The sequence below is a fragment of the Streptococcus marimammalium DSM 18627 genome (genome assembly GCF_000380045.1).
Taxonomy (GTDB): Bacteria; Bacillota; Bacilli; order Lactobacillales; family Streptococcaceae; genus Streptococcus; species Streptococcus marimammalium.
Genome location: NZ_KB904339.1, coordinates 122,918 through 146,228 on the forward strand (window position 1 = coordinate 122,918; position 23,311 = coordinate 146,228).

A 23,311-nucleotide genomic window follows, 5' to 3' on the forward strand; every position below is an offset into this window, starting at 1 on the left:
ATTCATTATAACATTTATTTCTTTTTTCGACAGTTTTTAAAAATAACACTCTTTTTCAAAAAAGATCACCCTAAAAGATGATCATTATTTTTTATTCGGAGTATGAGTTGCCTTTTCCTTTGTTTCATCAGGAGGAGAAGGTTTTGTTGCAGTTGGTAAGGTTGCAAAATTTTTCAACATTTTTTCTAAATCATCTTGCTTTTTATGAGTAATTGCCATAGGAACCCAACTTTCTAGTTTAAGATATTTCTATTATACTACAAAATCTATAAGAAGACATAAATGCTTTCTCATACTATTAACTGTAAAGGAATGATATATAGACTTTAAAGAGGACAACGCCATGATAGAGAATATAGGTAAAATCAAAGCACTATATTCCCAACTTTCAGTTGGTGATGAAGATAGGGACGATGGTGAGAGTAATAGTATTGTCAATAGAAATAATATACGCTTTATCGTCATCAACAAGGGTATAGACAGTAAAGCCCAAAATACATTGGAATTTGCTCCTTATTAACATCATGTCAGAATAGGATGCAAGAGCTATCAGTAAGAAAGTAAAAACAGGAATTAAGGCCAAAGGAGCAAATGGAAAGCCTGTCGCAACAAAAGACCCTACGTCTATATAAAAAATCCTGAAAACAAAGATTATTGGATAGTCGATAAAGAAGCTGTCGAAGTTGTAAAACTCATTTTTAGGCTATCTATGGAGAGGAAAAACAGAAATCAGATAGCAATTCATCTTAAAACAAATGAGATACTCATCCAACATTTTATATGAAACAGCAAGACAGAGGAACAGCGAAAAACAACTCCCTCAAGGAAGAAAACAGATATAACTGGAACAAAGCAAGCATCGTCTTTTTTTGCTCAAAACTAAAAAGAAGAAAGCGTTCATAAATCTAAAAAGGTACTTGACAAAATGCTTCCTGAGGGAAATACCATTTCTTTTAAAACGTCAGAAAAATAGTAAATAATATCCATTCATTGGTAAAGATGATATAATATAGGGTATGGAAAATAGTCAAATTATCGCTCAAGAATTGGGCATTAAACAAGCACAAATCGCAACAGTTTTACAGTTAACGACAGAAGGAAATACCATTCCTTTTATTGCGCGTTATCGTAAGGAGATGACTGGTAACCTTGATGAAGTTGACATCAAAGCGATTATCGATCGAGACAAGCAATTGACGGCTCTTTCAGAGAGAAAAGAAACCGTTCTTGCTAAAATTGCTGAACAAGGAAAACTGACTTCTGAGCTTGAAAAAGCAATCACAGATGCTGAAAAATTAGCAGATGTTGAGGAACTTTATCTACCCTACAAGGAAAAACGTCGCACCAAAGCAACGATTGCGCGTGAAAATGGTCTATCTGATTTAACACGTCTTATCTTGCAAAATGATGCGAACCTTGAAGAGAAGGCCAAGAATTTTCTCAATGACACCTTTGATACAGTTGATAAAGCTTTAGCTGGCGCCGTTGATATTTTAATCGAATTTATATCAGAAGATCTTAAATTGCGCTCATGGACCTATAACGAAATCTGGCAATACAGTACGCTAAGGTCAAGTTTAAAAGATGAGACAGCAGACGAAAAGAAAGTCTTTCAAATCTACTATGATTTTTCAGAAAAAGTGAAAGATTTACAAGGCTATCGTGTTCTAGCATTGAATCGTGGTGAGAAGTTAGGTGTTTTAAAAGTCTCCTTTGAACACAACTTGGACAAGATGACACGTTTTTTTGAGTATCGTTTTAAAGAACAAAATAGCTATATTAAAAATAGTATTCAACAGGCCCTTAAAAAGAAAATTATTCCTGCTATGGAGCGTCGAGTTCGTTCTGAATTGACTGAAAAAGCAGAAGATGGCGCAATCTCGCTCTTTTCAGAAAACTTGCGTAATCTCCTTTTAATTGCGCCTTTGAAGGGGAAAATGGTTCTAGGATTTGACCCAGCTTTTCGAACTGGTGCTAAATTAGCCATAGTTGATCAAACTGGGAAACTAATTTTGACTCAGGTCATTTACCCAGTAAAACCTGCCAGTCAAAAACAAATTGAAGAAGCCAAAGATGTTCTGAATCAATTAATCAAAAACTATGGTATTGAGCTGATTGCTATTGGAAATGGAACAGCTAGTCGAGAAAGTGAGAGTTTTGTTGCAGAAGTTTTAAAAGACTATCCTCAAGTTTCTTACGTGATTGTTAATGAAAGTGGAGCGTCTGTTTATTCAGCAAGTGAGTTGGCAAGGCATGAATTTCCTGATTTACCGGTTGAAAAACGCTCAGCCATATCTATTGCTAGACGTCTCCAAGACCCTCTAGCAGAATTAGTTAAAATTGATCCTAAATCCATTGGTGTAGGTCAATACCAACATGATGTGAGTCAAAAGAAATTATCAGAAAACCTTGATTTTACAGTTGAAACAGTAGTAAACCAAGTCGGTGTTAATGTTAATACAGCTAGCCCTGCCCTTTTATCATATGTCTCAGGATTCAACAAAACCATTTCAGAAAATCTTGTCAAATACCGTGAAGAAAATGGTGCAATAATGTCTCGTTTTGACATTAAAAAGGTACCACGTTTGGGAGATAAAGCATTTGAACAAGCAGCAGGCTTTTTACGTATTCCAAATAGTTCAAACATTTTAGATAATACTGGTGTTCATCCTGAAAGCTATCCGGCTGTTGAGCGTTTATTTGCCTTATTAGCTATTGAAGAATTAAACCAAGAAGCCCAAAAGAAATTAAAGGCACTTGATTATAAAGAAGTCGCTAAAACGATTGCTATTGGTGAAGCAACTCTAAAAGATATTATTCAAGATCTTTTAAAACCTGGTCGAGATTTACGTGATGATTTTGAAGCACCAGCCCTTCGACAAGATATTTTAGATTTAAAAGACCTTAAAATTGGTCAAAAACTTGAAGGAACCATTAGAAATGTTGTTGATTTTGGTGCTTTTGTTGATATTGGTATCCATGAAGATGGTTTAATCCACATTTCTCAGATGAGTCATCACTTTATTAAGCACCCTAGTCAGGTGGTTTCAGTTGGAGATATCGTTACTGTTTGGGTCTCTAAAATTGATGAGGAACGAGGAAAAGTTAATCTTTCCTTGGTAAAATTGGATGAATTTCACTAAATACATTAAAAGAGTTTCTGAGATGATTTTAGCAAACAATTAACCACCAAATTGTCTGGAGTAGTTGCCTAACGACAATGAGTGGGAAAATTTGCCCCAAAGACTGTTATTTGGATTTTAGCTCAAAAATCTATCAAGAACTGGCTAGCTTTATTTCGAAAAATTGTTCATCATGAATTGTGGCTCCTTCGTTTCTTTTTTGAAAAAGGTTATTTCCACAGAGGCAAGGATTTTAAAACTTTACTAAGAAAAGTTGATGGTATTAGACATGTTCTAAAAAATCAAGTCTGTCAAATACTATTATATTTGTCAAAATTGTGGTTTTATCTATCCAAGAAATTGTTGCTATCACACACACAATATTGTTGTGGTAGGAATCAATGCATCTTATCTAAAAATCATTCGTAAGACCGATGTTTAGATTACTATTAATGCTTATAATAAAATTGTGTTCAAATGATAATAATACCTGGCCTTTGACATAGAAAAGTATAACAACAGGGGAGAGATTATAATGACTAAATGGTATAAAAAAAGAGAAAATAGCTGGCTTGCAGGTGTTCTCTCTGGGATTTCAGATAAATTTTCGTGGGACTTGAGTTTTCTACGTTTCCTCTTTTTGTTAATTTTTTTATATACTAGGAGTATTTTATTAATCTATTTCATTTTGGCTCTTGTTTTACCTTATAAAGAGAATGGCACTGATAAAACTTTTCATCAAGGACCACGTAAACGAAAAGAAGCTGAACCCCTTGATGAGAAAGAAGAATGGTTTTGGTAAACCAGCTAGGCATTAGTCAGATTAAATATAAGTTTATTCAAATAGTTTTCAAACTTATTTATTTTAAATAAAAAATGACTGGTGGTCTTAGAGCATCTCTTTTCTTAATAAGATACAAACTTATCATTTTCTCTAAAATGTGATAAAATGAATAAAAGGAGAAAAAATGAAAGTTACAGTAAAGATGTTAGCAGAAAAGATAAAGCTTAATGTTATATATGGCAATGACATGCTTTTAAATAAAGAAATCAGCACATCAGATATTTCCCGACCGGGCTTAGAGATGACTGGGTATTTTGATTATTATACCTCAGAACGTATTCAGCTGTTGGGGATGAAAGAATGGTCATATCTAAAGGCGATGACGTCTCATAATCGCTATTCTGTTTTAAAAATGATGCTAAAACCTGAAACACCAGCTATTATTGTTTCACGAGGACTAGAGATTCCTGAGGAACTTCATCAAACTGCGAAAGAAAACGGTGTTGCACTTTTACAAAGTCGTGTACCGACGAGTCGTTTATCAGGAGAAATTTCTTGGTACCTAGACTCTTGTCTTGCTGAAAGAACTAGCATTCATGGTGTTTTAATGGATATTTATGGAATGGGAGTTCTCATTCAAGGTGATAGTGGTATCGGTAAAAGTGAGACAGGTTTAGAGTTAGTTAAAAGAGGCCATCGCTTAGTCGCCGATGACCGTGTTGATGTGTTTGCCAAAGATGAGGAATCTTTATGGGGGGAACCTGCGGAAATCTTGCGTCATCTACTTGAAATTCGTGGCGTAGGGATAATTGATGTTATGAGTCTTTATGGTGCCAGTGCCGTCAAATCATCTTCACAAGTTCAACTTGCTATTTACTTGGAAAATTATGAGGCCAATAAGGATTTTGATCGTTTAGGAAATGGTCAAGAGGAAATTGAATTGTCAGGCGTTAAGATTCCTAGAATACGAATTCCTGTTAAGACTGGTCGTAACGTTTCAGTTGTTATAGAAGCAGCAGCCATGAATTACAGGGCAAGACAAATGGGATTTGATGCTACAAAAAGTTTTGAAAGACGACTATCAGCATTAATTAAGAAGAATGGAGTACCACATGATTAATCCAGTAGCTATTGAGTTAGGTCCAATTAGCCTACGCTGGTATGCTATTTTTATAGTCTCAGGTTTGATTTTAGCAGTCTACTTAGCGATGAAAGAAGCCCCTAAAAAAAGGATTAAACCTGATGACGTTTTAGATTTTATCTTAATAGCTTTTCCTTTAGCCATTGTTGGTGCGAGATTATATTATGTCATTTTTGAATGGGCCTATTATGCCAAACACCCCTTAGAAATCTTTGCCATATGGAATGGTGGCATTGCCATATATGGTGGATTAATCACGGGTGCCTTGGTATTAGTAATCTTTTCTTATTATCGTATGATTAATGCTTTAAATTTCTTAGATATTACTGTACCTGGTGTTATGATTGCTCAAAGTATTGGTCGTTGGGGTAATTTTGTTAATCAAGAAGCCTATGGAAAAGTAGTTTCCAATTTGAATTATCTTCCAACTTTTATTAAAAATCAAATGTTTATTGATGGTAGTTATCGTGTCCCAACTTTTTTATATGAATCAATTTGGAATTTAGTTGGATTTGCTATTATCATGACTTTAAGAAGAATTCCAAAATTTTTAAAAGAAGGTGAAGCAACATTCTTTTATCTAATTTGGTATGGTATCGGTCGCTTCGTGATAGAAGGTATGCGAACAGATAGCTTAATGCTTGGTGGTTTAAGAGTTTCACAATGGTTATCCGCCATTTTGGTACTGGTGGGTGCTTTCATGATTGTTTTGCGACGTTCAAAAAAAGAATTACCATTTTATCGTGAACAAGTGAATAATCAATTATCAAAATAGAGATATAGGAGAAATATATGGATTTAGTTGGACTATCTTTGTTAATCATCGCGATTGCTTTTGTTGTTTTAGTTTTCTTTGCTGTTAAGTTGATAAAAAATGTTTCAGAAACTGTTAAAGAAAGCAAAAAAACAATCACACTATTAACTGGTGATGTTAATGTTACTTTGAAACAAACCAATGATTTACTAGCAAAAGCAAATATTTTAGTTGAAGATGTCAATGGGAAAGTAGCCACCATTGATCCCTTGTTTAGTGCCGTGGCAGAATTATCAGAGAGTGTTTCCGATTTAAATACTCAAGCAAGAACCTTGGGGCAAAAAGCAACAGATGCCTCATCAAATGTTAGTAACGTAAGTAAAGCTTACACTGTTGCAAAAATTGCAAAAAAAATATTTAAAAAATAAGGAGAATAATTATGGGTAAATTTATGAAGACAGCAATTATTGGTGCTATTTCAGGAGCTGCTGCAGCTTACTTTTTAACAACTAAAGAAGGAAAAAAAGTTAAAGATAAAGTAACAGACGCTGTTGAAAAATTTAAGGAAAATCCTGAAACTTATCAAGAATTAGCTAAAGAAAAAACAAAAGAATATAAAGATCTTGCTGTTGATACCTTTAAGGAATACAAAGAAAAATTAGAAAAAGGTGAGATTACTCCTGAGGAAATAGCAAAAAATCTTAAAGAAACAGCAAAAGAAGGTTTTACTTCAATCAAAGAAACTATCAAAGATATTCATTTGACAGATGATAAAACTGTTGGAGACGAGTTAGAAGAAGATGACATCATTATTGATTATGAAGATGTTGCTAATGATATCAAAGAAAAAGTGTCTGATGTTAAAGAAAATGTTGAAGAAACAACAAGTGACGTCAAAGAGTCTGTAGAAGAAAAAATTGATGATATTACCAAAGAATAGTCGATAATAGAAAAAATCGTTTCAAAGAGGAAGTTATTAATGGTAACTACTTATAAGAAAAAAATTATAAAAAATTATATTTTTTAAGTGTTTTTTAGTGTATAATATTTTCAAAAACATAAGGAGTATTGTTATGAAGTATTATAAGGATTATAAGGATTATATAATGAAAATTATTGGTGTGTTATTAATTGCTTCAGCTTTTATTAGTGGTTATTCTATTTTAAATGATAGATCTATTTTTTCACCTGATGGACCGATAATAGAATATTATTTATTATCTAGAAACTTACTTATCATATTTATTTTAAATTGGACTTTTTTACTTGGTTTGAAATTAATAAAAAAATAGAGCAATATATTGCTCTATTTTTTTATTGATATATAAGTTTATACTCACCGTATTGAGGTACTTTTACAGTATAATTTCTTTTATAAACTACTTGACCATTAGTTATTGATGTTTGTGAGGTGTTGTAATATGAATTTGCTAGCAAATATTATTATTTTAGTACTATTATCACTATTTTTCGCAAAAATTATGACAGATAAAAAATTCTTTAAAAAAGTATTAAGCGTTATTAAAGATATATCAATTGACTTAGTACAAGAATTTTTTCCAAATCTATTTAAAAAAGAAAATAATAGTTTTGGCAACTATCAACAAATAATGAATGCAGATATCGCTGAAAATCTATTAGAAAAAAAAACTAATTGACAATTGGCGATAGTATGAACAAAATAAGCTAGTTTTCTATTTAAAAGAAAGTTTAACAGATGAAGAATTTGAAACGTTAAAGAGTATCATTTTTTAATTTTGAATGAGTGTAAAAAATAAAAAGCACCTCTCTTAAAAAGGTGCTTTTTATTATGCTAAGGGTACTTACATTTATCATATAAATAAATACAAAAACTAATTCCATTATATAAAAAATATTTTGTAGATTAGAAGTGCGAATCAATGAGTTGATAATATAAAATAATTTATCTTCTAATTGTACAAATGTAATATAACAACCTATATTAAAATTGTTAATAATATTCTTTCACTCTTGGAGTATATGTATTCCTTGAAAAATAGAAAAAAGTTCCAGAAAAATATTTTCTGGAACTATTTTGTTGTAAAAATAAAAAAACTTCCTCTATCAATAGTAAAAGAAAGTTAGGTATTAAATAGTTTAATTAAATAAGGGATGAGATGAATAAGCGCTAGACCACAAGAAAAAGCAATTGGAAAAGCAATTAACGGTTGAAAGTTAACTGAAAGTAATACAAATGTTAAAGCAACAGTTGTAAGGCAAAAAAAAGCTACTTTTAAGAAAAAAACAAGCTCTCTTAATTTTCTTTTTTGAGTATTTGAAATTTTATATTCACTATATCTAGGGGCAGAATCAGAATAATAATTTTTATTTTCTTCATTGGCATTCTGCCTATTTAATGGCACTGGCATAGGCATCTCCTTTAAGTACCTTATTATAGTATCATAAAAAAGTAAAATATTTGTTACAATTTTGTTACATTCTATAAAAAAAGCCCATTTTTAGCGATTTTTGATAAAATATTAGGTATGAATGAAATTATTATAACAGCAACTGCTGAAAGTATTGAACAAACAAAACACTTATTAGAGTTAGGTGTTGATCGTATCTATATCGGTGAAAAGAACTTTGGTCTTCGTCTACCAAATACTTTTGAATGTGACGAGATGAGGGAAATAGCAACTCTAGTTCACCAAAAAGGAAAAAAATTAACTGTAGCAGTAAATGCTTTAATGCATCAAGGCATGATTGATCGTCTACCAAATTATCTTGATTTTTTAGAAGCGATTAAAACAGACTTCATTACAGTTGGAGACACTGGTGTTATTTATCTAGTTAATCAAGAAAAAAGATCTTTAAAAATGATTTATGATGCCTCAACAATGGTAACTTCTAGTCGTCAAATAAATTTTTGGGGAAAAGTAGGTAAGGTAACTGAGGCTGTCTTAGCCAGAGAAATCCCGTCTGAGGAACTCTTTAAAATCTCTCAAAATTTGGATATTCCAGCAGAAATATTAGTTTATGGTGCTAGTGTTATTCATCATTCTAAACGACCATTACTCCAAAATTATTATAATTTTACTAAGATTAATGATGAAAAAACAAAAGAAAGAGATTTATTTTTAGCTGAACCAAGCGATCCGAATTCTCATTATTCTATTTACGAGGATAATCATGGGACACATGTTTTTGCTAATAATGATATTAATCTCATGACCAAGTTAACTGAATTGGTTGCAAACGGCTTAACACACTGGAAATTAGATGGTATATACACACCAGAAACAGCATTTGTAGAGATTGTTGGCTACTTTATAAAGGCAAGGGATTTAATAGTATCAAATCAATTTCAAAAAGAAAAAGCTTTCTTATTTGATAAAAAAATAAAAGAAAAACATCCAATTAATCGTCACTTGGACACAGGATTTTATGATTTTGATTCTGATCTTGTAAAATAATTTGTTTTGAATGAGGAAATAAAATGATAAAAGTAGAAAAAAAACGTCCTGAAGTTTTAGCCCCTGCTGGCACTCTTGAAAAATTAAAAGTAGCTATCCACTATGGTGCTGATGCTGTTTTTATAGGTGGGCAAGCTTATGGCTTAAGAAGTAGAGCTGGTAACTTTACCATTGAGGAAATGGTAGAAGGTGTTGCTTTTGCTAAAAAATACGGTGCGAAGGTCTATGTTGCAGCTAACATGGTTACCCATGAAGGTAATGAAGAAGGTGCAGGGGAGTGGTTTTGTCAATTGAGAGATATTGGCATCGCTGCGGTTATCGTTTCTGATCCTGCTTTAATTGAGATATGTGCAACAAAAGCTCCAGGTTTAGAAATTCACTTATCAACTCAAGCATCGGCAACCAATGTTGAAACTTTCAAGTTTTGGAAAGATTATGGGCTGACACGTGTCGTTTTAGCGCGTGAAGTATCAATGTCAGAATTGGCAGTGATTAGACAGCGAACGGATGTTGAAATTGAAGCTTTTGTTCATGGAGCAATGTGTGTTTCTTATTCTGGTCGTTGTACCTTATCCAATCATATGAGTCATCGTGACGCTAATCGAGGAGGTTGTTCGCAGTCTTGTCGCTGGAAATATGACCTCTATGATATGCCATTTGGCCAAGAACGCCAAAGTTTAACAGGTGAAATTATTGAACCATTTTCAATGAGTGCTGTTGATATGTCAATGATTGAGCATATTCCAGAATTTATTGAAAATGGTGTGGATAGTTTAAAAATAGAAGGACGAATGAAATCCATTCACTATGTTTCTACTGTTGCTAATTGTTACAAAACAGCTGTAGATGCTTATATGAAGAGTCCAGCTAAGTTTGAAGCTATTAAACAAGATTTAATAGATGAATTATGGAAAGTAGCCCAAAGAGAGCTCTCAACAGGATTTTATTACGGAATCCCAACAGAAAACGAACAACTTTTTGGTGCTCGTCGTAAAATTCCCCAATACAAATTTGTAGGAGAAGTGATGGATTTTGATAAAAAAATGATGAGAGCTACGATTCGTCAAAGAAATGTTATCAATGAAGGTGATATTGTTGAGTTTTATGGTCCAGGTTTTCGACATTTTGAAACATCCATCACTGATTTACGAGATGAAGAAGGAAACAAAATTAATCGAGCTCCAAACCCAATGGAATTATTAAGCATAAAGGTACCTGAGATGGTTAAACCAGGAGATATGATTAGAAGTTGTAAAGAAGGTTTGATTAATCTTTATAAAGAAGATGGTAGTAGTAAAACCGTTAGAATATAAAAAACTCACAAATTTGTGAGTTTTTTAATAACTTTTTGATTGATTTTGGGAAACTTTAATAGCATGAGGGACAATAGAGATTTTATGGATATCAGCAATAGCAATAATTACTGATATATTACGTTGAAAATTCTTTAAAATTAGTTTTTCACTAGTCTCTTCATAACGAAGGATATCACCTGTAAAACTCTTATCTTGATATATCACATGTACCGAAGACTCATTCTCAATAGCCTGCTTAATAATATTAAGAAGTTGCTTTTTTGTAATTTCTTCTAAACTTGGTTTTTCTTTTGGGTCAATAAAGTTTTTAATAGCTTCTATTATTGGCCTAAATATCTTTATCATAGTATTTTCTCATTTAAATTGATAAAATAATTATATAATATTTTAATGTTAAATAAAATAGCAATTAGAATAAAAATAGGTTACAAAATCATTTTTTAAAATAAATCATTATATTTAACATTAGTTTTCGAATAGAAAATAGGAGGATCTAAAATGTCAGAATTTAGCTTTGAAATCGTAGAAAATTTACTTATTTTATCAGAAAACGAGAAGGGATGGAAAAAAGAATTAAATAGAGTCAGCTATAATGGTGCAACGCCAAAATACGACATTCGTTCTTGGAATAGTGATCATACAAAAATGGGAAAAGGCATTACCTTGACTAATGAAGAATTCGATGTTCTTTTACAGGCTTTTAGAAAATAACCCTATTTATAATAGTTTTGTCTTTTTAGAAGATTAAATAATGGTTTTGAGATAATGGTTACTAGAACTAATTTAAAGAATTCTGGAAGAATAAAAGGCAAAAGACCTACTTTTAATGCATCTGTAAGATTGACTTTTAAAAACAACATTAATCCCAGTATACCAAAAGCAAAAACGATTACATCACCTAAAATATTTGCCAACAATATTTTTGAAAGAGAAGCTTTTGTGTTCGTCAGTAGTGAGGTTATAAGAGAAAAACCAACCATTCCTAACAAAAAACCACCAGTTGGTCCAACTAATACTGGAAGACCACCTGTACCACCGGCAAACACAGGAAGGCCAATTGCTCCCAAAATAAGATATAACAATGTGGCTGTTGTAGCTTGCTTAGGTTTTAATAGAGTTGCCACTAAACCAATAGCAAGGGTTTGAAGACTAAAAGGGACACTTCCAAAAGGAATGGTAATTTGAGCTAAAATAGTAATCAAAGTAGTAGCAACAGCAGTTAAAGTTAATGAAACTGTTTTTGAATGTCTCATAAACACCTCCTTAGTTAACCTAAATTATAAAACAGTTAACTAATGTTATAATAATTTTCAAAAAAAGTCAATATAAAAATAAAAAGTTTAGAAGATGAATTCATCTTCTAAACTTTTTTATTATTTCATTGTTGGGAAAAGAAGAACATCACGTATAGTGGTTGTATTTGTTAATAACATCACCAAACGATCAATTCCAATACCAAGCCCACCTGTTGGTGGCATTCCATACTCAAGAGCCTCAACAAAATCATAATCAATACCAGTTGCTTCATCATCACCAAGCTCTTTAGCTTTGGCCTGTGCTTCAAATCGCGATAATTGGTCAATAGGATCATTTAATTCAGTAAAAGCATTAGCATATTCTTTAGTCACGATAAAGAGTTCGAAACGATCGGTAAAACGATTATCATCGGGATTCTTTTTAGCAAGAGGTGAAACTTCAACAGGGTGTCCAAAAACAAAGGTTGGTTGAATTAGAGTTTCTTCTACAAAAGCTTCAAAGAAAGCATTGATAATCTGTCCCACACTAGTAAAGTGTTTTTCAAGAGTTACTTTATACTCCTTAGCAAGTGTGACAGCATCTTCAAAGGTCATTTCCTGCCAAAAATCAATACCAGTAACTTCTCTAATGGCATCAACCATATGGATACGCTTAAACGGTTCATGAATGTTGATCTTCATTCCTTGATAATCAATTGGTCCCTCACCTTTAACGGCTTTAGCGGCATGTTGGATAATACCTTCTGTGAGATTCATAATATCCTCATAATCAGCGTAGGCTTCATAAACTTCAATAGAAGTGAATTCAGGATTGTGAGTAGCATCCATGCCTTCATTTCTAAAAATACGACCTATCTCATAAACGCGTTCCATACCACCAACGATAAGACGTTTTAAATGAAGCTCAGTAGCAATACGAAGCACCATATCAATGTTTTGAGCATTGTGGTGAGTGATGAAGGGTCTTGCTGCTGCCCCACCAGCTTCGTTATGAAGAACAGGTGTTTCCACTTCTAAAAAGTTTAGTCCGTCTAAGTAACGTCTGATTTCTGAGATAATTTTTGAACGTGTTACAAACCGATCAAAACTCTCACGATTAGAAATTAAATCTAAATAGCGTTTACGATAGATGGTTTCAATATCTGTTAAACCGTGGAATTTTTCAGGTAGTGGACGTAGGGATTTTGAGAGATGAGTTAGTTTGGTTGCTTTAATGGACAATTCGCCCATATCAGTACGCATAATTTCCCCTTCAACACCAAGAAAATCACCTAAGTCCGCTTTTTTGAAAATTTCATAATTCTCATCACCAACGGAATCTTTACGAACATAAATTTGAATTTGACCGTCTTTATCTTGAAGATGAGCAAAACCAACTTTTCCTTTACCGCGCTTGGTCATCAAACGTCCAGCAACAATGGCTGTTTCTTCAAGATCATGTAACTCTTCTTTACTCATGTCAGCATATTTTTCTTTTAATTCAAGAGAATTAGCTGTACGCTCAAAACGTTTTCCAAAAGGATCAATTCCTTGTTCAGCTAAAGCAGACATTTTTTCACGTCTAATAATTTGTTGATCGTTTAATTCTTCATTGTATGGGTTAGACATCTTCTTCCTCCAATAATTATTCCATCCTATTATAACACAAAAGCTCTAGAATAAATGTTACATTTTTCAAACTATGTTTGAAATTTATTTCAAAAAACGTTATAATTTATAGCATACTAACTTCTTAGGAGTAATTATGATAACTTCAATTGTTTTTGACGTTGATGATACAATATATGATCAAAGACGTCCCTACCAATTAGCTATTGAAAAATGTTTTCCTGATTTTGATATGAAATATATCAAAGAAGCCTATATTCGATTTCGTCATTATTCTGATACGGGTTTTCCTAAAGTAATAGCTGGAGAGTGGACAACAGAGTATTTCCGTTTTTGGCGTTGTAAAGAGACATTAATGGAATTTGGTCACCCTGAAATTGATGAAGCAATGGGAATTCGTTTTCAAAAAATTTACGAGCATGAATTAGCTAATATTACTATGCTTGATGAAATGAGAATGACCTTAGATTTTTTGAAGTCAAAAAATGTACCGATGGGTATTATTACTAATGGTCCGACTGAGCATCAACTTAAAAAAGTTAAAAAATTGGGATTATATGATTATATCGAACCTAAAAGAGTCATTGTCAGTCAAGCAACTGGTTTTCAAAAACCAGAGAGGGAGATTTTTAATCTAGCAGCACAACAATTTGACATGAACCCAAGAACGACATTGTATGTAGGAGATTCTTATGATAATGATATTGTTGGTGCTCATAAGAGTGGTTGGCATTCTATGTGGTTTAATCACAGAGGGAGAAGCTTAAAGCCCGGAACAAAGCCTGTTTTTGATTTAGAAATTGATAATTTTGAGCAGTTATTTGGTGCTGTTAAGGTTTTGTTTGATTTACCTGATAATAAATTTATTTTTGATACCAATGAAAAAAGCAACCCTATCTTACAGATGGGAATTAATAATGGCTTAATCATGGCTGCTGAGCGTCTATTAGAAAGTAATATGAGTATTGATAAGGTAGTTATCTTACTTCGATTAGATAAAAAACAAGAACAATTTCTTCGCATGAAATATCGTCATTAAACATAAAAAGAAACAGAAAAAAAATACTTTCTGTTTCTTTTTAATTTGATATAATTAACGTTTCTTGTGCTTTTTCGAGATGCTCCGTGTTATTCCACTTAACAAGGTGAAACTCTTTTAAATTAGAGGTTTCAAGAATGGTAAGACTCGTATTATCTAAGTGACCTAATTTTTTAAAGGCACTTGGCTCATAGCCAAGTAAACAGTGGATAGTAGCACTAAGACTTGCTCCATGTCCAACAATTAGAATATTTTCATTTTTTTCATTAAGTGATTGAATCACATCAATAATACGGTGAGTGACTTGATAGAGTGTTTCTGCATCAAAAATGGAAGGTGAAAATTGTGCTAGGTTATGGTTGAAAGCTCTAATTTGTTTAGGGTAGATAGCTTTTGCAATACTAATTTTTGTCCCTTCAAGACTACCAAGATACCATTCACGAAGTTGCTTTGTTGCTTGTATCGTATAAGTGTGCTTATTTTCATCTAAGATTATTTCAGCACTTTTGAGAGCTCTTGGTAGATCACTAGAATAGACTTCATCAAATTTAATATGACGAAGTTCTTGACCTAAAAGACTTAGCTCATCATAAGCTTGAGGTAAAAGTTGAGAATCTATCGTACTACCTTGAAAACGACCTTCAAGATTTGACAGGGTTTTACCATGCCTAACAAAATATAATTTCATAGTATCTCCTTATTATTACTTTGCTCTATTGATTATTTACTTTATCAAAGCAACAGACATTGGATTAGCAAGATTAACTAATTCTTAGCTATCAATTTTGATAAATTTTTTAATATTTCAAACACAAGCATCATCTCACCATTTAATTGAACTAGCTATTTAATATTAATGAAATAGTGATGTATTTGTTAAATTTTATATATAATTATTAAATTTATGAAAATAAGCACTTTTAAATAGAAATATTAAAAGCAGTTGATTAGTTTTATTATTTGTAAGGGTTTAGTCTTTAAAGAGTAATGCGGATAAATGAATTTGATTTACTTTTTCTAATAACAATGTAACATTTCACGTTTTATTTTTGATTTGTTAATCATCTGTTTGATAAGTGATGATGGGTTTAATTTACTTACTCATTTATATTTTTCTTCAAGTTGACTCATCCAATAGCCAAGTATAATACCACCCATGAAAAAGATAATGGTAAGAAGTAGTGTCCAAAAAGAAATACCATTGTATGAGATGCTTTCATTATTATTGACATTAGGAATCACAATTAAAAGGGTACTGGATGAAACAAGGCCAATGATAAAATGATAGACTCTTGAATGATAGTGACTTAAAGCATAATCCATTAGTTTTGAAAATAAGAGCATGGTGATAGCTCCACCAATTGCAATTGGTAGAAAAACACCAAGTAAATCCAGATTTTTAAACCCTGTCAACATGGGTGTGTAAAGTCCCATAATCAATAATAGGTTAGATGGGCTTAATCCAGGGACTAAAACACCTAAAGCAATCAGGGCTCCTGCTAGTATAAATGTAGCAAAATTAGCTGGAATAACACCGACTAAATTATTTAAAAAGTATAATATGAGACCAGAAATAATAAATGTTCCTAGTAGTATAAAGAGGTCAGTCGTATCTCTTTTTTTGTTCTTAACGGATTCCTTAAAGAGGCTGGGAAGTGTTCCAATGATAGCTCCTGAAAACGTCCATAATACAATAACCTGATGATTATCTAGTAAGTATTCAAGTGGGGCAGAAAAAATAGCGATACCAAGAATGCCACCAATACCAACGGGCACAAAAAATAAGAGGTTTTTGATAAAGTCTTGGCGAATGTGAGCCAAAAAGGAGATGATGCGTTCATATAATCCTAAGATGGAAGCAAGTACACCTCCAGAAACACCAGGTAAAATAAAACCAAGAGCAATAACAATCCCCTTTAGTAGTCTTGTTAACCAAGAAATCATGATTTCCTCCATAAAAAAACAGTATAATATAATATTATACCATTTTATAACAATTATTGGAGATTAATATTTCTTTTTTACTTAGCACTAAAAAAAGTAGGTTTCACTTTGAAAAGAGTGATTAATAAAATCAAGGCAATGATTGCTGAAGGAACAAGATAGCTAGCATTATAAGTTAGTGAGTAAATCCAAACAGGTGTTCCTTCAGGAGCATAATCACTCCAAAAAACAATTCCAGCCAAGACATTTGATAGTAATCTTGCAAGACTTCCAACAAGAATTCCTAAACTTAGGAGAAGAATTTGTTGATTTTTAGAAGTTTTGAATTGGTGATACAATAGACCAGATAAACCAACACCACCATAAGAAAGAATATAATCAAGTAAAACTTGAGGCACACTTAGGTAGTAACCACCAAAGAATAGTTGGATGAAACCGACTAAAAGGCCACCAGTTACAGCAGCAGATAAGCCTCTTCTAAAAGCAAGAATAAAGATTGGAAGCATGGTTAAAGAAACGCTACCTCCCTGTGGCATTTGAAAAAGGATAATTTTGTCTAAAATAATAGCGAGAGCTGCCATGATAGCAACTTCAGTAAGAACAGATAATTTTAAATTTGACATGAAAAGACTCCTTTGAAAACACAAAGAAGCCTTGAAACATTGTCATTAGGTATCACAATTCCTACGCTAGTTTTAACTAGATCAGGTTCTTAGGATTTCGCAAAACGATCTCAGCAAAAGCACTCCTTTGTGTTTATTATTTAATTATAATTCATTATAAGATATTTTAAAGATACTTGTCAAGTTGATTTTTAAAATAGTATAGGCAAAGGCTTATTCTTTTATTTTGCCAAATAATTTTTCATAGGTTGTTTTTCGATCTTTAGTGACAGCTATTTGATTAAGGTCAAGAGGATTGGGAAAACCATTGATATAGCCTTTAGAAGTATATTGATGTAAATCATAATCAATTGAAGTATTAGGAGCAGCATCATAATAGCCAGAATCTGCTCCATAAGTTGGGATCCAAACGGCATCAAATTTTTCAGTAGAAATATCATGTTCTTCTAAAAAATAAGTCCCTATATAAATCCCAACATTTTTAGCACCAAGTTTTTTGAGTTCTTTACGAAATGCCTCAACACCTTTATTCATATCAGGCATTGTTTTTTCTTCAACATCAATCCAGTAAAAAGTAGGATTGTAAGGAGCAGCATTTTCATAGAATAGTTGTGCTTCTTCTTTCATATCTTCCACATTTTTACCAAGAGCATAAGCATAAACAGCCACAGGAACATCTCTTTTTTGAAGTTCTTTAATATGTGTTTTAAATGATTTATCAATCCCAGTTGTATAAGCAGCATTGTTTTCTTTTGTGATTTGGGATCCACCAAATACACGTACAATTGCTCCTGAAATATTTAGTGATAAGGTATCGTAATCCATATCACTAGGAAGCTGCCAACCAGAAATATCAATAATCGGATTTAGTACAAAAGGTTCTTCTTCAGTCGTTTCGACTGTTGGTATTATGGTTTCTGTTACTTTGGGAATATTATTTTTAGCAATTTCTAAAATGGCATTATTATCTGCCTCAATGGTGAGTTTTGATTTGATTAAAAATAAAATTATTAAACCAAAGAAAACAACCACAATAACCGGTTTTATTCTTTTTCTCATTTCTTCTATTTTATCCTAAAGCTGTTAAAAAATCAAAACATCAGTATTACAAATATTTTTCAATTGTATCCCTTAGAGTCCTTGGTTCTGCTTTGGATGAGAACCGCTCAACAACATTCCCATTTCTATCAACTAGAAACTTAGTGAAATTCCACTCAATTACTTTACCTAAAGGTCCTTTTTTCTTGTTTTTTAGCCATTGATAAAGTGGGTGGGTTTCCTTACCATTAACTTTAATTTTATTAAAACGGTGAAAAGAAGTTTGGTAGTTTAATTGGCAAAAGCTATTAATTTCTGAGATTTCTTCAGATGCCTGTTGTTTGAATTGATTGCACGGAAAGTCTAGAATTTCAAAACCTTTTTCATGGTAGTGATTATAAAGTTCTTGTAAGCCATTATATTGAGGAGTAAATCCACATTTTGTAGCTGTATTTACAATTAAAATCACTTTACCATCAAACTGAGATAGACTAAAATCTTCATCTAGCATTGTTTTTACAGTGAAATCAGATAGTTTAGACATTCTCAATCTCCTGACTGTATTTTATAATTTGCTCTACAGTTTCTTTTAAAAATGTTATGGTTTGTCGTAGTGGTTTTTCAGTAGTAATATCAGCACCAATAATTTTAGCTGTTTCTATCGGTGTTTGGCTACCACCTGATTTTAAGAAATCTAACCATTGTTTGGCACCATCAGGATTATTTTTAATATTTAGGTAACCAACCGTTGAAATAACAAGTCCTGCTGAATAAGTATAGCTATAAAGTCCCATGTAATAATGACTTTGACGCATCCAAGTTAAGGCAGCATCATCGTCAATAACAATAGCATCACCCCAAAATTCTTTTAATACTGACTTCATTAGATGATTGAGTTGATCTGCTCCAAAGGTTTTCCCCTCTTCTATGAGAGTGTATACTTTTCGTTGGAAAGCTGCTTCTAATAGATGTGTAATAAAATTATGAAAATAAGTATCTGTTAAGCGATGAGCTAGGGCAAACCTTTTTTGTTTTGGATGATCAAATTCTTGTTCAAGATAATCGCTTAACAGCAATTCATTCATTGTAGAAGGAGCTTCTACATAGTAAGTAGACATGTGAGTGTTAAAGTAACTTTGATGATTATCAGAAAAAATAAACTGCCCAGAGTGACCAATTTCGTGAATGAGTGTATAAACATCACTCATTTTTCCAGTCCAACTCATTAAAATATAAGGATGAACTTTATAAGGATCTGCAGCATAACCACCAGAATCCTTTCCACTATTTGCAGCAAAATCCACCCAACGCTCAGACTGATAGCGGGCAATTTCTTTTTGGTATTCTTCACCAAGTGGCAAGGTTGACTTCATTACTAAATCATAAGCATCATCAATTGATATTTCTGGATTCATTTTAGCATCAAGATCTAGCTTCCAATCAGCAAAAGTCATTTTTTTAATACCGTTTACTTTTGCGACATGTTTGATATATTGTTGGGCAATTGGTGCAAACTCGGTCATAATTAAATCAATTTGACGGTCAAACATGGTTTTATCAACTTCTTGCTCAGCTAAAAGATAGTCAAATACGGAATCATAACCTCGCATATCAGAAATAATCTTTTCGGCTCTAACTTGTGCTAAATAGCTTGCAGCTGCAGTATGTTGATGCTGTCTTAACCCTTCTGAGAAGGAACGATAGGCTTTTTGTCTTACTTCAGCATTTTCGTGATTTTGATAAATATTTTCATAAGTGATAAAACTATTAGGATATGTTTTTCCATTGACAGTAAAATTATTCATGGAAAAATCACTAGCACGCATTTTTGTATAAATATCTTGAGGTGTATTAAAGAGTTCTCTTAGGTTAGCGATGGTTTTCTCAACAGTTGGCTCAAGATAGTGTTTTTTCTTGATTTTGGCTTCACGAATAAAAGCACTAAAGTAACTGTTTTGCTCTAATTCATTTAAAATGGTGTCATCAGCCATGACTAAAGCATTTTCAAAAAAATTTAAAAGAACAGTTGCTTTGGTCATGAAATCGTTACCTACTTGAGCAATTTGAGCAAATTCTTCATTACTGAAATCAGTGGTTTGTGGCATAAATGAGTAGGTGCTGATATGACTAATCTGGATATATATTTGCTCAAGAACCATTAGAGCTTCTGTAAAGTCATCAACGGTGTATAAGTTATTTTTGTAATTGAGTGAGAACTGTTTAATGTCAGCTAGCGCTGTTTCAATAGCATTTAAAAAATCTTCTCTGTCTTTATAAAGAGCAGTTAAATCCCAAAGCTCATTATCAGAGAATTCTGAACGTTTCTTTTGTTTCATGATTATCCTCCATTTTTTATTAGAAATAGTATAACAAAAAAAATAAGAAGATAGTAATTTTGATAGCTTTTTAAAAATTTTTTTAATCAGAAGGTTTCTCTCTTTAGTTTACTTTTTTTGGTAAAATGATATGATAGTTATTAGAAAATAGGGTAGGAGTCGAAAAAACAGTGGTTATCAGAAAACTAGAAAGCAGAAATAATAAAAAACAAATCAATGAGGATGTGATTGTTCTTACCAACCTGTTAGAGGAAGTGACATGTCAAATGGTTGGAAATGATTCCTTTGAAACGATAAAATTATTAGCTAAATTATCTATCAATCATGACTATCAAGCGTTAGAGAGAGCTATTTCAGGATTAAACACTGAAGAAACTGAAATTGTCTCACGCTATTTTTCTATTCTTCCTTTGCTAATTAATATAGCTGAAGACGTTGATTTGGCTTACGAGGTGAGCTATCAAAATAATACAAAAAAAGACTATTTAGGTAAACTTTCTCTAGCAATAGAAGATGTTTTAACTAATGAAAATGGTCAAGAAATATTAGAAAACCTCAATGTCGTTCCTGTTTTAACTGCTCACCCTACTCAAGTACAACGTCAATCAATGTTAGATTTGACTTATGAAATCTATTTGTTGTTAAGACAACACCGTGATACAAAGGCTGGTCTTATAAATACTAAACAGTGGCTAGATGATCTTCGTCGTCATATCGAGATGATTATGCAGTCAGATATTATTCGTGAAAAAAAATTAAAAGTTAAAAATGAAATCAGTAATGTTACTGGATACTACGATAGATCATTAATTGTTGCTATTACTGATTTGGTTTCAGAATATAAAAGATTAGCAAGAGAAAGAGGAATTGTTCTTAATCATCCTAAACCCATAACAATGGGCATGTGGATTGGTGGTGACCGTGATGGAAATCCTTTTGTTACTGCTGAAACTTTGCGTCTTTCTGCCATTACACAAGCAGAAGTTATTCTCAATTATTATATTGAAAAAGTTCAGTCCTTATATGCTTTATTTTCAATCTCTGTGACTATTTCTAAAACTTCAAAGGAACTTGAAGAATTAGCAGAATGTTCATCAGACACTTCTGAATTTAGAGAAAAAGAACCTTATCGTAGAGCTTTTCACTATATTCAATTGAAATTAACAAATACCTTAACCTATCTTACTCAGGATAAAAAAATCACACCTCTTTATCTCAGCGTGACAGAGTTTGAAAAAGATTTATTAGTGATAAAAGATTCTTTACTAGTCAATAATGGTCAAAATTTAATCAAAGGGGACTTTGGCGAATTATTACAAGCTGTTGATATTTTCGGATTTTACCTAGCTAGTATTGATTTGCGACAGGATTCAAGTATCCATGAAGCAAGCGTGTCTGAATTATTAAAGACAGCTAATATTACTTCAAACTACTGTGACTTATCTGAATCAGAAAAATGTCAGTTATTGTTACAACAATTAACAAAAGAACCTCGGATTTTATCTGCTACTCATCTGCCAAAGTCTCATAGTCTTGAAAAAGAACTAGCCATTTTTAAAATGGCTAGAGAGTTAAAAGATAAAATGGGAGAAGATATTATAAAACAACATATTATTTCGCACTCAGAAACGGTTTCTGATATGCTTGAATTAGCCGTCCTGTTAAAAGAAGTAGGTCTTGTTGATAGTGAAAAAGCGCGTGTCCAAATTGTACCATTATTTGAAACAATTGAAGATTTAAATAAATCACCTCAAATTATGGACGACTACCTATCAATTGATTTGGTCAGAAAATGGTTAGAGCATAATCGTAATTATCAAGAAATAATGCTTGGTTATTCAGACAGTAATAAAGACGGTGGGTATTTATCATCGGTTTGGACACTCTATAAAGCTCAAAAAGAATTAACTGAAATTGGTAAGAAAAACAAGGCAAAAATTACATTTTTCCACGGAAGAGGTGGAACAGTAGGTCGTGGTGGGGGTCCTTCTTACGAAGCTATTACGTCACAACCTTTTGGCACAATTAATGATCACATTCGTGTTACTGAACAAGGTGAGGTTATCGGGAATAAGTATGGCAATAAAGATGCAGCTTATTATAATCTTGAGATGTTGATGTCTGCCACATTAAATCGCATGGTTACTCAGTTAATTGTTGATTCAACTGAGTTAGAGGAATATCGAGAAATTATGGATGCTATTGTTGAAGATAGTTACCGTAATTATCGTCATCTGGTTTTTGAGAATCCTAAGTTTTATGATTATTTTTTTGCTGCAAGTCCTATTCGAGAAATTTCGAGCTTAAATATTGGTTCAAGACCTGCAGCTCGAAAAACCATAACAGAAATCACAGGACTTAGAGCCATACCTTGGGTTTTTTCATGGTCTCAAAATCGTGTGATGTTTCCTGGTTGGTATGGTGTTGGTACAAGTTTTAAAAACTTTATTGATAAAAAAACAGGAAATCTTGAAAAATTACAAGCTATGTATGAAAAATGGCCATTTTTTAGATCGCTATTATCAAATGTTGATATGGTACTTTCAAAATCTAATATGAATATTGCTTTTCGTTATGCTCAAATGTGTGAGGATGACAATGTTCGAGATATTTTTCATACTATCTTGGATGAATGGCAGTTAACAAAAAATATCATTCTCGCAATTGAAAAACAAGAAGATTTGCTTGAAGATAATCCTTATTTAAAATCAAGTTTAGATTATCGTTTACCCTATTTTAATGTTTTAAACTATGTTCAAATTGAATTGATTAATCGAATGAGACGAGGAGAACTTAGTGAAGCTGAAGAAAAACAAATCCATATTACGATAAATGGTATTGCCACTGGTCTTAGGAATTCAGGTTAGCCATCTTTTCTTTTTGCATTTACTATAGATGTGTAAGGCGATAGCA

Annotated in this window: 24 protein-coding genes, 1 pseudogene and 1 riboswitch; of the genes and pseudogenes, 14 read left to right on the forward strand and 11 right to left on the reverse strand. The window is 32.3% G+C overall.

Features of this window, described 5'->3' with window-relative positions; genetic code table 11:
- Nucleotides 1–84 precede the first annotated feature (84 nt).
- Nucleotides 85–219 carry an SPJ_0845 family protein gene (locus A3I1_RS08425; RefSeq protein ID WP_018369382.1) on the reverse strand — a complete coding sequence of 45 codons (135 nt, stop codon included), beginning with the start codon at nt 217–219 and terminating at the stop codon, nt 85–87.
- A 124-nt stretch (nt 220–343) separates the two neighbouring features.
- Between A3I1_RS08425 and A3I1_RS08295 the strand changes: the two are divergent.
- From A3I1_RS08295 to A3I1_RS0100665, 9 genes and pseudogenes are all read left to right on the forward strand, one after another.
- Nucleotides 344–861 (forward strand): annotated as a pseudogene (locus A3I1_RS08295) (hypothetical protein); the annotation flags it as partial.
- A 155-nt stretch (nt 862–1,016) separates the two neighbouring features.
- Nucleotides 1,017–3,143: a Tex family protein gene (locus A3I1_RS0100630; RefSeq protein ID WP_018369384.1), complete on the forward strand. Its 2,127-nt coding sequence runs from the start codon at nt 1,017–1,019 to the stop codon at nt 3,141–3,143.
- Nucleotides 3,144–3,657: 514 nt separating this feature from the next.
- Nucleotides 3,658–3,924 carry a PspC domain-containing protein gene (locus tag A3I1_RS0100635; RefSeq protein ID WP_018369385.1) on the forward strand — a complete coding sequence of 89 codons (267 nt, stop codon included), beginning with the start codon at nt 3,658–3,660 and terminating at the stop codon, nt 3,922–3,924.
- Nucleotides 3,925–4,090: 166 nt separating this feature from the next.
- On the forward strand, nt 4,091–5,026 hold the full coding sequence (hprK, locus tag A3I1_RS0100640) for an HPr(Ser) kinase/phosphatase (RefSeq protein ID WP_018369386.1): 936 nt from the start codon (nt 4,091–4,093) through the stop codon (nt 5,024–5,026).
- Nucleotides 5,019–5,822, forward strand: a complete 804-nt coding sequence (gene lgt, locus A3I1_RS0100645) for a prolipoprotein diacylglyceryl transferase (protein ID WP_018369387.1) — start codon at nt 5,019–5,021, stop codon at nt 5,820–5,822. The genes hprK and lgt overlap by 8 nt, the downstream gene beginning before the upstream one ends.
- 17 nt (nt 5,823–5,839) lie before the next feature.
- Nucleotides 5,840–6,229, forward strand: coding sequence for a DUF948 domain-containing protein (locus tag A3I1_RS0100650; RefSeq protein ID WP_018369388.1), 390 nt, complete (start codon nt 5,840–5,842; stop codon nt 6,227–6,229).
- An 11-nt stretch (nt 6,230–6,240) separates the two neighbouring features.
- Nucleotides 6,241–6,741 carry a YtxH domain-containing protein gene (locus A3I1_RS07655; RefSeq protein WP_018369389.1) on the forward strand — a complete coding sequence of 167 codons (501 nt, stop codon included), beginning with the start codon at nt 6,241–6,243 and terminating at the stop codon, nt 6,739–6,741.
- A 133-nt stretch (nt 6,742–6,874) separates the two neighbouring features.
- A complete protein-coding gene (locus A3I1_RS0100660) occupies nt 6,875–7,093 on the forward strand; it encodes a hypothetical protein (RefSeq protein WP_018369390.1) in 219 nt (72 codons plus the stop codon).
- Between the two features lie 129 nt (nt 7,094–7,222).
- The gene (locus A3I1_RS0100665) at nt 7,223–7,459 is read left to right on the forward strand and encodes a hypothetical protein (protein WP_018369391.1); all 237 of its coding nucleotides are present in this window, start codon (nt 7,223–7,225) and stop codon (nt 7,457–7,459) included.
- Between the two features lie 444 nt (nt 7,460–7,903).
- Here the strand turns inward: A3I1_RS0100665 and A3I1_RS07660 are convergent, their stop codons facing one another.
- Nucleotides 7,904–8,191 carry a DUF3270 family protein gene (locus A3I1_RS07660; protein ID WP_018369392.1) on the reverse strand — a complete coding sequence of 96 codons (288 nt, stop codon included), beginning with the start codon at nt 8,189–8,191 and terminating at the stop codon, nt 7,904–7,906.
- Between the two features lie 117 nt (nt 8,192–8,308).
- Here A3I1_RS07660 and A3I1_RS0100680 point away from each other — a divergent pair, with 117 nt between their 5' ends.
- Both A3I1_RS0100680 and A3I1_RS0100685 read left to right on the forward strand, forming a co-directional pair.
- Nucleotides 8,309–9,238 carry a peptidase U32 family protein gene (locus A3I1_RS0100680; RefSeq protein ID WP_018369393.1) on the forward strand — a complete coding sequence of 310 codons (930 nt, stop codon included), beginning with the start codon at nt 8,309–8,311 and terminating at the stop codon, nt 9,236–9,238.
- 23 nt (nt 9,239–9,261) lie between these two features.
- Complete coding sequence (locus A3I1_RS0100685; RefSeq protein ID WP_018369394.1) at nt 9,262–10,551, forward strand: peptidase U32 family protein; 1,290 nt, start codon at nt 9,262–9,264, stop codon at nt 10,549–10,551.
- A gap of 24 nt (nt 10,552–10,575) precedes the next feature.
- On the opposite strand, the gene A3I1_RS0100690 is transcribed toward A3I1_RS0100685, so the two are convergent.
- Complete coding sequence (locus A3I1_RS0100690) at nt 10,576–10,899, reverse strand: hypothetical protein (protein ID WP_018369395.1); 324 nt, start codon at nt 10,897–10,899, stop codon at nt 10,576–10,578.
- A 153-nt stretch (nt 10,900–11,052) separates the two neighbouring features.
- Between A3I1_RS0100690 and A3I1_RS0100695 the strand changes: the two genes are divergently transcribed.
- Nucleotides 11,053–11,265: a YdbC family protein gene (locus A3I1_RS0100695; RefSeq protein ID WP_018369396.1), complete on the forward strand. Its 213-nt coding sequence runs from the start codon at nt 11,053–11,055 to the stop codon at nt 11,263–11,265.
- A 2-nt stretch (nt 11,266–11,267) separates the two neighbouring features.
- Here A3I1_RS0100695 and A3I1_RS0100700 read toward each other — a convergent pair whose 3' ends face one another.
- Together A3I1_RS0100700 and lysS are read right to left on the reverse strand one after the other, a co-directional pair.
- Nucleotides 11,268–11,807 (reverse strand): biotin transporter BioY, encoded by a 540-nt coding sequence (locus tag A3I1_RS0100700; protein ID WP_018369397.1) that lies wholly within the window; start codon nt 11,805–11,807, stop codon nt 11,268–11,270.
- Between the two features lie 120 nt (nt 11,808–11,927).
- Nucleotides 11,928–13,418, reverse strand: coding sequence for a lysine--tRNA ligase (gene lysS / locus A3I1_RS0100705; RefSeq protein ID WP_018369398.1), 1,491 nt, complete (start codon nt 13,416–13,418; stop codon nt 11,928–11,930).
- Between the two features lie 136 nt (nt 13,419–13,554).
- Here lysS and A3I1_RS0100710 point away from each other — a divergent pair, with 136 nt between their 5' ends.
- On the forward strand, nt 13,555–14,457 hold the full coding sequence (locus A3I1_RS0100710) for an HAD family hydrolase (RefSeq protein ID WP_018369399.1): 903 nt from the start codon (nt 13,555–13,557) through the stop codon (nt 14,455–14,457).
- Nucleotides 14,458–14,497: 40 nt separating this feature from the next.
- Here the strand turns inward: A3I1_RS0100710 and A3I1_RS0100715 are convergent, their stop codons facing one another.
- From A3I1_RS0100715 to pepF, 6 genes are all read right to left on the reverse strand, one after another.
- Nucleotides 14,498–15,145 (reverse strand): histidine phosphatase family protein, encoded by a 648-nt coding sequence (locus A3I1_RS0100715; protein ID WP_018369400.1) that lies wholly within the window; start codon nt 15,143–15,145, stop codon nt 14,498–14,500.
- A gap of 413 nt (nt 15,146–15,558) precedes the next feature.
- Nucleotides 15,559–16,401, reverse strand: a complete 843-nt coding sequence (locus tag A3I1_RS0100720; protein ID WP_018369401.1) for a DUF368 domain-containing protein — start codon at nt 16,399–16,401, stop codon at nt 15,559–15,561.
- Between the two features lie 77 nt (nt 16,402–16,478).
- Entirely contained in the window at nt 16,479–17,024 is a 546-nt protein-coding gene (gene thiT, locus A3I1_RS0100725) for an energy-coupled thiamine transporter ThiT (protein WP_018369402.1), read from the reverse strand.
- 41 nt (nt 17,025–17,065) lie between these two features.
- Nucleotides 17,066–17,161: riboswitch (TPP riboswitch) on the reverse strand.
- A 76-nt stretch (nt 17,162–17,237) separates the two neighbouring features.
- Nucleotides 17,238–18,083, reverse strand: a complete 846-nt coding sequence (locus tag A3I1_RS0100730) for a glycoside hydrolase family 25 protein (protein ID WP_018369403.1) — start codon at nt 18,081–18,083, stop codon at nt 17,238–17,240.
- Nucleotides 18,084–18,129: 46 nt separating this feature from the next.
- A complete protein-coding gene (locus tag A3I1_RS0100735; RefSeq protein WP_018369404.1) occupies nt 18,130–18,606 on the reverse strand; it encodes a glutathione peroxidase in 477 nt (158 codons plus the stop codon).
- Nucleotides 18,599–20,398 (reverse strand): oligoendopeptidase F, encoded by a 1,800-nt coding sequence (pepF, locus tag A3I1_RS0100740; RefSeq protein WP_018369405.1) that lies wholly within the window; start codon nt 20,396–20,398, stop codon nt 18,599–18,601. Before pepF ends, A3I1_RS0100735 begins: the two co-directional genes overlap by 8 nt.
- A 170-nt stretch (nt 20,399–20,568) precedes the next feature.
- Here pepF and ppc point away from each other — a divergent pair, with 170 nt between their 5' ends.
- Nucleotides 20,569–23,265 carry a phosphoenolpyruvate carboxylase gene (ppc, locus tag A3I1_RS0100745; RefSeq protein ID WP_018369406.1) on the forward strand — a complete coding sequence of 899 codons (2,697 nt, stop codon included), beginning with the start codon at nt 20,569–20,571 and terminating at the stop codon, nt 23,263–23,265.
- The last annotated feature ends 46 nt before the right edge of the window (nt 23,266–23,311 follow it).

Excerpts from the sequence above, each read along its gene's own strand:
- A3I1_RS08425 (WP_018369382.1), bottom strand. The coding sequence starts at position 219 with ATGGCAATTACTCATAAAAAGCAAGATGATTTAGAAAAAATGTTGAAA.
- A3I1_RS0100630 (WP_018369384.1), top strand. The coding sequence starts at position 1,017 with ATGGAAAATAGTCAAATTATCGCTCAAGAATTGGGCATTAAACAAGCA.
- A3I1_RS0100635 (WP_018369385.1), top strand. The coding sequence starts at position 3,658 with ATGACTAAATGGTATAAAAAAAGAGAAAATAGCTGGCTTGCAGGTGTT.
- hprK (WP_018369386.1), top strand. The coding sequence starts at position 4,091 with ATGAAAGTTACAGTAAAGATGTTAGCAGAAAAGATAAAGCTTAATGTT.
- lgt (WP_018369387.1), top strand. The coding sequence starts at position 5,019 with ATGATTAATCCAGTAGCTATTGAGTTAGGTCCAATTAGCCTACGCTGG.
- A3I1_RS0100650 (WP_018369388.1), top strand. The coding sequence starts at position 5,840 with ATGGATTTAGTTGGACTATCTTTGTTAATCATCGCGATTGCTTTTGTT.
- A3I1_RS07655 (WP_018369389.1), top strand. The coding sequence starts at position 6,241 with ATGGGTAAATTTATGAAGACAGCAATTATTGGTGCTATTTCAGGAGCT.
- A3I1_RS0100660 (WP_018369390.1), top strand. The coding sequence starts at position 6,875 with ATGAAGTATTATAAGGATTATAAGGATTATATAATGAAAATTATTGGT.
- A3I1_RS0100665 (WP_018369391.1), top strand. The coding sequence starts at position 7,223 with ATGAATTTGCTAGCAAATATTATTATTTTAGTACTATTATCACTATTT.
- A3I1_RS07660 (WP_018369392.1), bottom strand. The coding sequence starts at position 8,191 with ATGCCAGTGCCATTAAATAGGCAGAATGCCAATGAAGAAAATAAAAAT.
- A3I1_RS0100680 (WP_018369393.1), top strand. The coding sequence starts at position 8,309 with ATGAATGAAATTATTATAACAGCAACTGCTGAAAGTATTGAACAAACA.
- A3I1_RS0100685 (WP_018369394.1), top strand. The coding sequence starts at position 9,262 with ATGATAAAAGTAGAAAAAAAACGTCCTGAAGTTTTAGCCCCTGCTGGC.
- A3I1_RS0100690 (WP_018369395.1), bottom strand. The coding sequence starts at position 10,899 with ATGATAAAGATATTTAGGCCAATAATAGAAGCTATTAAAAACTTTATT.
- A3I1_RS0100695 (WP_018369396.1), top strand. The coding sequence starts at position 11,053 with ATGTCAGAATTTAGCTTTGAAATCGTAGAAAATTTACTTATTTTATCA.
- A3I1_RS0100700 (WP_018369397.1), bottom strand. The coding sequence starts at position 11,807 with ATGAGACATTCAAAAACAGTTTCATTAACTTTAACTGCTGTTGCTACT.
- lysS (WP_018369398.1), bottom strand. The coding sequence starts at position 13,418 with ATGTCTAACCCATACAATGAAGAATTAAACGATCAACAAATTATTAGA.
- A3I1_RS0100710 (WP_018369399.1), top strand. The coding sequence starts at position 13,555 with ATGATAACTTCAATTGTTTTTGACGTTGATGATACAATATATGATCAA.
- A3I1_RS0100715 (WP_018369400.1), bottom strand. The coding sequence starts at position 15,145 with ATGAAATTATATTTTGTTAGGCATGGTAAAACCCTGTCAAATCTTGAA.
- A3I1_RS0100720 (WP_018369401.1), bottom strand. The coding sequence starts at position 16,401 with ATGATTTCTTGGTTAACAAGACTACTAAAGGGGATTGTTATTGCTCTT.
- thiT (WP_018369402.1), bottom strand. The coding sequence starts at position 17,024 with ATGTCAAATTTAAAATTATCTGTTCTTACTGAAGTTGCTATCATGGCA.
- A3I1_RS0100730 (WP_018369403.1), bottom strand. The coding sequence starts at position 18,083 with ATGAGAAAAAGAATAAAACCGGTTATTGTGGTTGTTTTCTTTGGTTTA.
- A3I1_RS0100735 (WP_018369404.1), bottom strand. The coding sequence starts at position 18,606 with ATGTCTAAACTATCTGATTTCACTGTAAAAACAATGCTAGATGAAGAT.
- pepF (WP_018369405.1), bottom strand. The coding sequence starts at position 20,398 with ATGAAACAAAAGAAACGTTCAGAATTCTCTGATAATGAGCTTTGGGAT.